Source organism: Micromonospora globispora (genome assembly GCF_003857015.1).
Classification (GTDB): domain Bacteria; phylum Actinomycetota; class Actinomycetes; order Mycobacteriales; family Micromonosporaceae; genus Micromonospora; species Micromonospora globispora.
On record NZ_QGGF01000317.1, the window covers coordinates 1 to 10,696 of the forward strand.

Genomic DNA, 10,696 nt, shown 5'->3' on the forward strand with positions numbered 1-10,696 from the left:
TGCAGGTGTCGGCCTACCCGGACGCCTACGCCCAGTGGGAACAGCAGGCCGCCGACCTCGTCGCCCAGCACTGGAACAGCTGACCCAACCGAACACCGTGAACCGACCACTGGCCGGCACCCTCACCGAGGGGTGCCGGCCAGCGGCGTATCCGGGTCGGTCGCGGTCAACCAGGTGGCCGGAGCCAACACGATCAGCGTCGAGGAGAGCGAGGCGTAGAGTCGGGCGGTGGACCGTACCGAATCGATGCCGGCGCAGACCCTCCCGCCCGGCGCGGCCCCCGCGGAGCAGCCCAGTGTGCTGCTGCCCGGCCACGACGTGCCGCTGGGTCGCTACACCACCGTGCGGCGGCTGCTGCCGCAGCGGCAGCGGCGGATGGTCGGCGCCTGGTGCTTCGTCGACCACTTCGGACCGGACGACGTGGCCGAGCGCCCCGGCATGGAGGTACCGCCGCACCCGCATACCGGTCTGCAGACGGTCACCTGGCTGCTGGACGGCGAGATCCTGCACCGGGACAGCCTCGGCAACGTGCAGCCGATCCGCCCCGGCCAGCTCAACGTGATGACCTCCGGTCACGGCATCGCCCACTCGGAACGCTCACCGGCGGCGCGTCCACCGCTGATGCACGGCGTACAGCTCTGGGTGGCGCTGCCCGACCCGGCGCGGGCCGGCGCGGCGGACTTCGCCCACCACGCGGAGCTGCCCCGCTGGCGCGACGGCGAACTGGACGTCACCCTGCTGGTCGGCGAGACCGGCGGCGAGCGGTCCCCGGCCGTGGTGCACACCCCGCTGATCGGCGCACAGCTCGAGGTGCGCGGTGCCACGCCGGCCACGCTGCCGCTGCGCCGCGACTTCGAGTACGGGCTGCTGGCGATGTCGGGCTCCGCCGAGGTCGATGCGATGCCGCTCGCCCCGGGCGCGTTGCTCTACCTCGGCGCGGGCCGGGACGCTTTCACCCTCCGGGCCGCGCCGGGCAGCCGGCTGCTGCTGCTCGGCGGCGAGCCCTTCGATGAGCCGCTGGTCATGTGGTGGAACTTCGTCGGCCGCTCGCACGAGGAGATCGCCGCCGCCCGGGAGGACTGGATGGCGGGTCGACGCTTCGGGGTCGTCACCGACGACCCCGCTGTGCCGCTGCCGGCTCCGGCGCTGCCCACCACCCGGCTGAAGGCCCGCGACCGCCGGGGTGGCGTTCTCGGCTGAATGCCCGCCCCCGGTGTGGGTAGACGCGGGCATGCCGACCACTGCGACATTCAGCATCGAGGACAAGAAGCGACTGGTACGCCGGCTCGCCGGCGAGCGAGGCTTCGCCGAGCAGTACGGCTTCCGGGTCATCAACAACCCGTCCCAACTGTTCCAGGTGCTCTACCTGTCCGTTCTGCTCGCCCGGCGCGGCGACTTCCGGCGTGCCATCGACACCGCCACGGCGCTTCGGGACGGCGGCTGGGACAGCGCCGCCCGGATGGCCCGCTCGCTGCACGAGGACCGGGTACGGGTGCTGCGGGCGGCCGGCCAGCGCGGCGACATCGACGCGCTGGCCGACGTGCTCGGTGACCTGGCCCAGGCGATCGTCGACGGGTACCGGGGCGACCTGCGCCGGCTCCGGACGAAGGCGCAGCAGGACCCGGCCCGGGAGCGCCAGTTGCTCACCGCCCTGCCGGGAGTGGACGACCAGGTGGTCGAGTTGTTCCTGCGGGAGGTCCAAGCGGTGTGGCGGGAGGTGGCGCCGGTCGCCGACCGGCGGGCACTCGCCGCCGCGCGCCGGTTGGGTCTCGGCCGCTCCGCGAACGACCTGGCCGGCCTGGCCGGCAGCGGCGAGTCCGAGCGGCTCGCCTGGCTGGTGGGAGCGCTCGCCCGGGTGGACCTGGAGAAGCGGTACGCCGAGTTGACCCCTTGACCCGGACGTGCGGCAGGCCACAGTTCTGGGAATCTCCCCCGAACGGTGGATGCCGCATCGTATGATGATCGCGGCAGTGATGCCCGCCCGGTTCGGGCGAATATCCACCGCCTGGCGGTCGCGACCCGGTTCGGGCGCGGACCGCCGGGGACAGGTGTTGCGTGGCGCCCCAGGTCGCGGTTCGTGACCCGGGGCGCCCGCCTGTTCTCGCTACCTCGCCAGGCTCGCCAGCAGGTTCACCGTCGCCGCGATGATGACCGCGCCGAACAGGTACGACAGCAGCGCGTGCCGCAGCACGGTCCGGCGCATCTCAGCACTGCACAGGTCGGTGTCGGAGACCTGGAACGTGGCCCCGACCGTGAACGACAGGTAGGCGAAGTCGGCGTAGCAGGGCCGGCCCCGCTGGTGGAAGTTCACCCCGCCCGGCTCCCCGCTGTAGTACAGCCGCGTGTAGCGGGTGGCGTAGACGGTGTGCACCACGAACCAGGAGAGCACCACGCTGAGCACGGCCAGCCCGCCGAAGGCGTCCAGGGTCACCCCGGGGTGGGCCCGGTGTGCGGTGGTCAGCACCACCCCGACCGCGAGCAGGCTGGCCACGCAGGCGCCCAGCAGCAGCGCGTCGCGGGCCGCCCGGTTCGGGTCCTCGTGCCGGGCCAGCCGCGCGGTCGTCTCGGCGTCCAGCCGCCACACCCGTCGCCAGAGCAGGATCAGCCAGCTCAGTGCGGCGGCGTCCCAACCGACCAGCGGGCCGAGCGCCGGCGAGACCAGCACCCCGAAGAGCCCGCCGCAGACCACCCCGACGATCCCCATCACGGTGAGCTGGATCGCCGCCGGGGTGTGCCCGTGCGGTGGGGCCGCGGGCGCACCGCGCCGCATCGGCGGAGCGCGTCAGATGCCGCGTAGGTGCTGCGAGACCCGCAGATGCCGCTTGTCCCGGGTCTGGGCGGCCCGCTGCGACCGGCTCAACTCGGGGGCGGCGTCGATGTGGGCGGACCGGGCCACCTGGTTGCCGTCGGCGTAGTCGACGGGAGGCAGTGCCCGCAGGGCCTTCAACACCTCTGGCGGGGCGCCCTCCCGCTCGGCCTCCCGCACCACGTCGTCCTTCTGCGCCGGGTAGTCCAGGGCCTCCAGGTACTGCAGGACGTCGCTGTAACTCGCCATGGGCCGGCTCCTCGCGCCTCGGTTCCCGTCACGACCGGCGGCGCTTACCCGCCGCGCGGCGCGTCACGCGCGGTCGCCCGGGGAAATCCGTGCTGTTTCCGCCCCGGCCCGACGGGTACGCCGCGGACCGCACAGCACCCGAAGGGGGTACCACGGATGAACTACGACACCTTCGTCGACCAGGTGGCACAGCGGACCCGCACGTCCTCGGAACGGGCGGTGGGGCTGACCCGGGCCACCTTGGAGACGCTGGCCGAGCGGTTGACCGGCGGGGAGGTGCTCGACCTCGCCGCGCAGCTGCCCAAGCCCCTCCAACTGGTGCTGAAGCCCTGTCCGCGGATCGAGGCGGCCGACCGCTTCGGCGCGGCCGAGTTCGTCGCCCGGGTCGGCCAGCGGGCCGGTGTGGACGAGAACGTCGCCCGGGACGGGGTGTGCGCCGTCTTCATCACGCTGCGCGAGGCGGTCACCGGCGGGGAGTTCGACGACCTGGTGACCCAGATGCCGCGCGACTACCGGGACATGGTGGAACCGGCGCTGGCCCCCAACGCGACCCTTCGACGGGCCTGAACGCCCCCAGGTGGCGCGCGGCGGTCAGGCGATCGCGCCGGCGGCCCGCAGCGCGGCGATCCGGTCGGCGTCGAAGCCCGCCTCGGCCAGCACCTCGTCGGTGTGCTCGCCGGCTTGCGGCGGCGGCCGGCGGACGGAGGTCGGGGTCCCGGAGAAGCGGGGCGCCGGCGCCGGCTGGGTCACGCCGTCGTGCTCGACGAAGACCCCGCGGGCGGCCAGGTGCGGATGGTCCGGCGCCTCCCGCCAGTCCAGCACCGGCGCCACGCAGGCGTCCGAGGTGCCGAGCAGCTCCGTCCACTCGTCCCGGGTCCGGGTGCGGAACAGCCGCGCCCACGCCTCGCGCAGCGCCGGCCAGTTCGCCGGGTCGGTGCGGTCCAGTGCCTCGTCGCCGGGGAGCGGGAAGCCGGTGAGCCGGACGAGTTCGTCGTAGAACTGCGGCTCCAGCGCGCCCACCGCGAGGTGACGCCCGTCGGCGCACTCGTACGTGTCGTAGAAGGGGGCGCCGCCGTCGAGCAGGTTCACCCCGCGCGGGTCCTGCCACATGCCGAACCGGCGCAGCGCGTGGATCTGGGTGGCGAGTACCGACACGCCGTCCACGATGGCCGCGTCGACCACCTGGCCGGCGGCGCCGGCGCGGACGGCGTACAGGGCGGAGACGATGCCGAGGGCGAGCATCATCCCGCCGCCGCCGAAGTCGCCGAGCAGGTTCATCGGGGGCACCGGGCGCTCGCCGGCCCGGCCGATCCCGTGCAGCGCGCCGGTGAGCGCCAGGTAGTCGATGTCGTGTCCCGCGTACGGGGCGAGCGGGCCGTCCTGGCCCCAGCCGGTCATCCGGCCGTAGACCAGCCGCGGGTTGACCGCCAGGCAGTCGTCCGGTCCGAGGCCCAGTCGCTCGGTCACCCCGGGCCGGAACCCCTCGATGAGCGCGTCGGCGGTGCGGACCAGTGCCCGTACCACCTCCCGGCCGGCCTCGGACTTCAGGTCGACCGCCATAGAGCGGCGGTTGCGGTGGAGCAGGTCGCCGGGGAGGCTGCCGAACCCGGCCGGGGCGGTGCGGTCCACCCGGATCACGTCGGCGCCGAGGTCGGCCAGCATCATCGCGGTGAACGGCCCGGGTCCGATACCGGCCAGTTCGATCACGCGGACGCCGGTGAGCGGGCCGACCGGGGTGGGGGAGGCGTCGTCGGTCATCGGGCCACGATAGGCGTCCCGGTCCGGGCTCCGCCGCCCCGGCCTCGGCGCCCGGTCGACCAGCCCCGCCATACAGCTGTTGACCAGGGCAATCGTCTGACCAGCGGCGGAGGCGCCGGACTTGGCGGGTGGGGTGAGCCTGCCCTAACCTGGACCCGGCGAGGGGAGTACTTCCCACGAACCATTCCGGTCAGTACGGCGCGCCGGGCGCGCCCCGGGTGGTTGCCCACGAAGCGTGGGTGAAGGAGACCTCGGACATGACACCGTGTTCGAGGAGGCTCCATGACGGAATTGTCATACCTGTCCGCCGCCGAGCTGTCGTCGGTCGGCACCCCCACCCTCTGGGCGGTCACCATCGCCGGCGTGCTCGCCCTGCTGGTGCTCGACTTCCTGGTCACCCGTCGCCCGCACGAGGTGAAGATGCGGGAGGCGCTGGGCTGGTCGGCGTTCTACATCGCCCTGCCGCTGGCCTTCGGGGGCTGGATCTGGGTCCGGTACGGCTCCGAGCTGGGGGTGCAGTACCTCACCGGTTACCTGGTGGAGAAGTCCCTGTCGGTCGACAACCTCTTCGTCTTCATGCTGCTGCTGGCCGCCTTCGCGGTGCCCGCGGTGCTCGCCCAGCGAGTACTGCTCTACGGCATCGCCGGCGCGCTGGTGCTGCGGGCCGTCTTCATCGCCCTCGGCGCCGCCGCCCTGCAGACCCTGGACTTCGCCTTCCTGCTCTTCGCCGTCATCCTGATCGCCACCGCGGTCAAGCTGCTGCGCGACGCCCTCTCCGGGCACCAGCAGGAGGTCGACATCAACAAGATGCGGTCGGTGAAGCTGCTCCGAAGGGTCATGCCGGTCGTCGACGAGTACCAGGGCACCCGGATGACCGTCCGGCAGAACGGCCGCCGCGCCCTCACCCCGTTCGCGCTGGTGGTCGTCGCGGTGCTCGCCACCGACGTGGTCTTCGCGGTCGACTCGGTGCCCGCCGTCTACGGCATCACCGAGGATCCGTACCTGGTCTTCGCCACCAACGCGTTCGCCCTGCTCGGCCTGCGTGCGCTCTACTTCGTGCTGCACGCCGCGCTCAGCCGGCTGGTGCACCTCAGCTACGGCCTGGCCATCATCCTCGCCTTCATCGGCGTCAAGCTGGGCCTGCACTGGGCGCACGGCATCTGGAAGGGCGTGCCGGAGATCCCGACGCTGGCCTCGCTCGGCGTCATCATCGGCGTCCTGGTGGTCGTCACCCTGACCAGCCTGCGGGCGACCCGGAGCACCGAGCCGGACGAGACCCAGGTGGCCAGCGGGCGGCACTGACCCCGGACCGGCCGCGACGGCGCTCACCCGCCGCGGCCGGTCCGGCCGAACCGGGTGGGCGGCCCCACCCCAGGTGGTACGACTGACGGGTGGGAATCGTGTCGCCGGGCTTTCAGGGCCGCCCCCGTTCGGCCGAGCCGGCCCTGCCGCCGGGTCAGTACCTGACCGAGGACTTCCCGGTGCTCTCCGCCGGCCCGACACCGAAGGTGCCGCTGGAGACCTGGGAGTTCGTCATCTCCACCGAGACCGGTGCCGAGTACCGCTGGTCCTGGGACGAGTTGATGGGTCTGCCGCAGGAGACGCCGACGGTGGACATCCACTGCGTCACCCGCTGGTCCAAGCTCGGCACCAGCTGGCTGGGGATCTCCCTGGACACCCTGCTCGACGGGATCGACACCGCCGCGGACTACGCGCTGGTGCACTCGTACGGCGGGTACACCACCAACCTGCCGCTGGATGACCTGCGCGGCGGCCGGGCCTGGGTGGCGCACACCTACGACGGTGGCCCGCTGGCCGCCGAGCACGGCGGGCCGGCCCGGATGCTGGTGCCGCACCTGTACTTCTGGAAGTCGGCGAAGTGGGTACGGGGCATCCGGCTGACGATCGAGGACGAGCCGGGTTTCTGGGAGACCGCGGGCTACCACGACTACGGCGACCCGTGGCGCGAGCAGCGCTACCAGGGCGACTGAGGTGGCCGCGCCCACGACCGGCCGGCGTGCGAGCACGCCGCTGACCTGGCGGGTGGCCCGGCTGGTCGAACGCCGGGTCGAGACGCCCAGCGCGCAGGCGCTGATCCTGGACGTACCCGGCTGGCCGGGACACCTGCCCGGGCAGCACGTGGACGTCCGGCTCACCGCCGCGGACGGGTACCAGGCCGCCCGGTCGTACTCGCTGGCCGGGCCGGCCGAGGGCGACCGGATCGCGCTGACCGTGCAGAAGGTGCCCGACGGCGAGGTATCGCCGTACCTGATCGACGTCTACGCCGAGGGCGACCCGGTGGAGATACGCGGCCCGGTCGGCGGCTGGTTCGTCTGGCGGCCGGAGGAGCGCGCCCCGGTGCTGCTGGTCGGCGGCGGGTCCGGCGTGGTGCCGCTGATGGCGATGGTGCGGGCCCGGCGGGCGGCCGGCAGCCGGGCGCCGTTCCGGCTGATCTACTCGGTGCGCACGCCGGGCGACGTGATCTACGCCGATGAGCTGCGCCGCCGCGCCCGTGACGACCAGGGCCTCGACGTGACCTACGTGTACACCCGGCAGGCCCCCGAGGGATGGCGCGGTGAGCCGCACCGGATCGGCCTGGCCGACGTGAACTCGCACGGCTGGCCGCCGGACCTGGAGCCGCTCTGCTACGTCTGCGGCCCGACCGGCTTCGTGGAGACCGTGGCGGACCTGCTGGTGGGACTGGGCCACCAGACCCGCCGCGTGCGGACCGAACGGTTCGGCCCTACGGGGTGAGGATGGAGGAGGGGCGCATGACCGACATGTCCTACCTGGACGGCAACATGCTCGACGGGCCGCTGCGCGAACTGTTCGCCGTGGATCTGAGCGCCGCCACCGGACGGTGCGCCTCGTGCGGGCTGGCCGGGCCGATGGCCGGTCTGCACGTCTTCTCGCATGCGCCCGGCCTGGTCGCCCGCTGCCCGGCCTGCTCCAACGTGATGCTCCGGCTGGTCCGCGCGCCCGACCGCGCCTGGCTCGACCTGCGCGGGTCCACCTTCCTGGAGGTGCCGATGCCGCTCGACCAGCCCCATCCCGGCCCGCTCTGACCGTCCACACCGGCCACCGGCGGTCCCTCGGTCGCCAAACCCGGTCGCGGGTGCTGCCGACCGGCACTACCGTCCGGCGGATGCCCTACCAGCAGCCCCTGGCGTTTTTGCTCGGTCTGGAGGGCGTCGCCCTGCTGCGCGCGACCGCGGGTGACGACGGACTGGACCGGGACTTCGTCGGGTCGCGCACGCGGTCGGGCCGGACGGGCGGCGCGGGCTGCTGCCCGCGTACCGGCGGGGTGCCGCCGACTACCTCGCCGCCGCGCTGCCGGCCGGCTTCCTGGTGCGCGGCTGCGCCGAGCCCGGCTGGCCGCCCAGCGAGTACGGCGGCGGGCCGCAGGCCCGCCGCTGGTGCCCGGAGGCGGCCGATGTCGCCTACACCGGCACCCCGGCCGCCATCATCTGGCACTTCCAGCGCCCCGACTGACCTCGCCTGGTGATCCTGTCCACCAAGATCATGCTCGAACCTGGCAGTAGTTTCCTCCACTGTGAGCCGTGGTCACTACCTCCTGGTTCGAGCGCGATCTTCGGCAGCCCGTGGCGCCAACGGGCCGGCGCTCAGGAGCTGGCGGTGAGGTGCTCGATGGGAAGGTCGGTCCGGCCCGGTTCGGCGTGATTGCCCACCGCGATGACGGTCGGCGGCGGGTCGCCCGCCGGCCGGGTGGACGAGCCGGCAGGGACGACCGGGGGCGCGGCGGCGGGTCCGGTCCGGCGGAAGCGGCGGCGCAGCCGGCTGATCAGCTGCCCGACGGTCACCGGGACCACCGAGAGGACGAGCTGCCCGCTGCGCGGGTCCACGGCTGCGGCGACGCCGTAGAGTCGCAACCCGTGTCGGCGCAGCCGCGGCCGGCCGGTGGCCAGCCGGGGTGCCCGGACCGGTGCGCTGCCCCGGCCGTACTCCCCGGCCAGCTCGGCCCGGACCGGGTGGCGCTGCCCGGACGCGGCGCTGGCGGCGAGCAGCCGGTCCACCGGAAAGTCGGTGCGGACGGTCCGCCCGGTCGGATCGGTGGCATCCAACAGCGTGGTGCCGGCGAGCTGCCCGGCGACCAGCCGGACCGGCCCGGCCTCGGCCGCGAAACCCGGGTACGGGCTCCGAGCGGTGACCGCGAGGGTGTGCCCGCCCTGCCAGCTCACCGCGACCGTGTCGAGTCGGGCCAACCAGTCGGCCCGGACCTCGGTGACGTCGGCCCAGCCACCGGCCTTCGCGCCCGGATAGCCGGCATGCCACCGGCCGTTCTCGATGACAGTGCGCGGGACGCCCCGCTCGGCGTCCTGGTCGATCACGGCGAGGAGGTCGTCCACGCCGCCGGCGCTCACCGCGCCGAGCCGCAGCCGGGCCTCGATGTCGAGCTGGTCCCGCAGGTTGTCGGTGACGTACCGCTCGACCAGCCGGCGGACCACCCGGTGCACGCGTTCCTGGTCCGCCCGGCCCAGGATGCGGAAGTCGTCGCCGACCAGGTTGGCCAGCTCCAGCCCGACGTGCCGGCGCAGCACCGCGTCCCGGCGGGGGCCGGCGGGGATGAGGTCGGCGACGAAGGCGAAGAGCCGCTCCACGCTGACCAGCCGCGCCTCGGTGCGACTGCGGTAGGTGATGTTGCCGGCGTTGAGCCGGCGGACCGCGTGGTAGTAGTCGTAGTCCGCGAGCACCGAGATGCGCCGCGCCCGGTAGCAGGCCGCCAGGGTGAACGGCTGATCGCTGAGGACCGGCATGTCCTCGGGGAAGCGCAGCCCGTGCCGGTCGATCAACTCCCGGCGGAACAGCTTCGTGTTCGCCAGCGACCAGGGCAGCGCCGAGTCGAAAAGGTCCACGTCGACCGCGTTCCCGGCGGCGAAGACGTCCGAGAAGACGTGCCGGCCGTTGACCCCGACCACCCGGCCGAGCACCACGTCCGAGCCGTACCGGTCGGCTGCGGCGACGAGACGTTCCAGGGCCTCCGGGCCGAGGTGGTCGTCCGAGCCGAGGAAGAAGACGTACCGGCCGGTGGCCAGTTCCAGGCCCCGGTTGCAGGGTGCGGCCGGGCCGCCGGAGTTGGCCTGGTGGAGAACCTTCACCAGCCCGGGGTGGCGGGCGGCGAGCCGGTCCAGCAACCGGCCGCTGCCGTCGGTGGAGCCGTCGTCCACCGCGACGATCTCCATCCGGTCCGCGCCGATGGTCTGGGCGAGCAGCGAATCCAGGCAGGCCCGCAGGTACGGCAGGGTGTTGTAGACGGGGATGATGACGCTGACGTCGGGCGCGGTCATCGGATCGCTCCTCGGGACGGGTCGGTCGTGGCCGCGAAGGCGGTGGCGGGCTGCCCGGTCCCGGGCAGGAGGCGCCGGTACACCCCGTCCAGCACCTCGGCCTGCGCCCGCCAGGTCCACCCCGGCAGCAGGCCCGGCCGGTCGTACGCGGCCAAGTAGCGGGCCGGGTCGCCGAGCACGGTGGTCACCGCGCGGACGAAGTCGTCGACGTCGCCGGCCCGGAACACCTCGCCCTGACCGGTCTCCCGGACGGTGGCGGCCATGGTCCGCACGTCGCTGACCACCAGCGGCAGCCGGGCGTGCGAGTACTCGAAGAACTTGGTGATCAGCGCGATCTCGTGGTTGGGCCAGCGGTGGATCGGGATCACCCCGACGTCCGCGCCGGCCAGGAAGGGCACCACCTGCCAGTGCGGCACGTACGGCAGGACGTGCAGCCGGTCGGCCACCCCGAGCCGGGCGGCCCGGGCGGCGAGTTGCTCGACGTACCGCAGCGCGGGGTTGACCACAAGTGCCACGTGTACGCCGGGCAGCCGGGGCAGCGCGTCGACCAGGGTGTCCAGGCCGCGCTGCGGTACGT

General features: G+C 73.6%; 13 protein-coding genes. 8 read left to right on the forward strand and 5 right to left on the reverse strand.

What is annotated here, in order from left to right; all coding sequences use genetic code 11:
* The first annotated feature begins 228 nt into the window (after positions 1–228).
* Together DKL51_RS15565 and DKL51_RS15570 are read left to right on the forward strand one after the other, a co-directional pair.
* The gene (locus DKL51_RS15565; protein ID WP_124812194.1) at positions 229–1,200 is read left to right on the forward strand and encodes a pirin family protein; all 972 of its coding nucleotides are present in this window, start codon (positions 229–231) and stop codon (positions 1,198–1,200) included.
* A gap of 31 nt (positions 1,201–1,231) precedes the next feature.
* A complete protein-coding gene (locus DKL51_RS15570; RefSeq protein ID WP_124812195.1) occupies positions 1,232–1,894 on the forward strand; it encodes a hypothetical protein in 663 nt (220 codons plus the stop codon).
* A 210-nt stretch (positions 1,895–2,104) separates the two neighbouring features.
* On the opposite strand, the gene DKL51_RS15575 is transcribed toward DKL51_RS15570, so the two are convergent.
* Positions 2,105–2,770: a DUF1345 domain-containing protein gene (locus DKL51_RS15575; protein WP_207783880.1), complete on the reverse strand. Its 666-nt coding sequence runs from the start codon at positions 2,768–2,770 to the stop codon at positions 2,105–2,107.
* Between the two features lie 12 nt (positions 2,771–2,782).
* Positions 2,783–3,055 (reverse strand): DUF2795 domain-containing protein, encoded by a 273-nt coding sequence (locus DKL51_RS15580; protein WP_109945195.1) that lies wholly within the window; start codon positions 3,053–3,055, stop codon positions 2,783–2,785.
* Between the two features lie 156 nt (positions 3,056–3,211).
* Here DKL51_RS15580 and DKL51_RS15585 point away from each other — a divergent pair, with 156 nt between their 5' ends.
* Positions 3,212–3,622, forward strand: a complete 411-nt coding sequence (locus DKL51_RS15585; protein ID WP_109945196.1) for a DUF2267 domain-containing protein — start codon at positions 3,212–3,214, stop codon at positions 3,620–3,622.
* Positions 3,623–3,646: 24 nt separating this feature from the next.
* On the opposite strand, the gene DKL51_RS15590 is transcribed toward DKL51_RS15585, so the two are convergent.
* A complete protein-coding gene (locus DKL51_RS15590) occupies positions 3,647–4,813 on the reverse strand; it encodes a CaiB/BaiF CoA transferase family protein (RefSeq protein WP_109945211.1) in 1,167 nt (388 codons plus the stop codon).
* 282 nt (positions 4,814–5,095) lie between these two features.
* On the opposite strand from DKL51_RS15590, the gene DKL51_RS15595 reads away from it, so the two are divergent.
* From DKL51_RS15595 to DKL51_RS34955, 5 genes are all read left to right on the forward strand, one after another.
* Positions 5,096–6,115, forward strand: coding sequence for a TerC/Alx family metal homeostasis membrane protein (locus tag DKL51_RS15595; protein ID WP_109945197.1), 1,020 nt, complete (start codon positions 5,096–5,098; stop codon positions 6,113–6,115).
* 98 nt (positions 6,116–6,213) lie between these two features.
* A complete protein-coding gene (locus tag DKL51_RS15600; protein ID WP_207783882.1) occupies positions 6,214–6,804 on the forward strand; it encodes a sulfite oxidase-like oxidoreductase in 591 nt (196 codons plus the stop codon).
* A gap of 1 nt (position 6,805) precedes the next feature.
* The gene (locus DKL51_RS15605; protein ID WP_109945199.1) at positions 6,806–7,567 is read left to right on the forward strand and encodes a ferredoxin reductase; all 762 of its coding nucleotides are present in this window, start codon (positions 6,806–6,808) and stop codon (positions 7,565–7,567) included.
* Between the two features lie 17 nt (positions 7,568–7,584).
* Positions 7,585–7,878 carry a DUF6510 family protein gene (locus DKL51_RS15610; protein WP_109945200.1) on the forward strand — a complete coding sequence of 98 codons (294 nt, stop codon included), beginning with the start codon at positions 7,585–7,587 and terminating at the stop codon, positions 7,876–7,878.
* A gap of 283 nt (positions 7,879–8,161) precedes the next feature.
* Entirely contained in the window at positions 8,162–8,305 is a 144-nt protein-coding gene (locus DKL51_RS34955) for a hypothetical protein (RefSeq protein ID WP_165823140.1), read from the forward strand.
* Positions 8,306–8,436: 131 nt separating this feature from the next.
* Here DKL51_RS34955 and DKL51_RS15615 read toward each other — a convergent pair whose 3' ends face one another.
* Both DKL51_RS15615 and DKL51_RS15620 read right to left on the reverse strand, forming a co-directional pair.
* The gene (locus DKL51_RS15615) at positions 8,437–10,119 is read right to left on the reverse strand and encodes a glycosyltransferase family 2 protein (RefSeq protein ID WP_109945201.1); all 1,683 of its coding nucleotides are present in this window, start codon (positions 10,117–10,119) and stop codon (positions 8,437–8,439) included.
* The coding region (locus DKL51_RS15620) for a glycosyltransferase (protein WP_124812196.1) at positions 10,116–10,696 on the reverse strand (581 nt) is incomplete at its 5' end. The genes DKL51_RS15615 and DKL51_RS15620, both read right to left, overlap by 4 nt.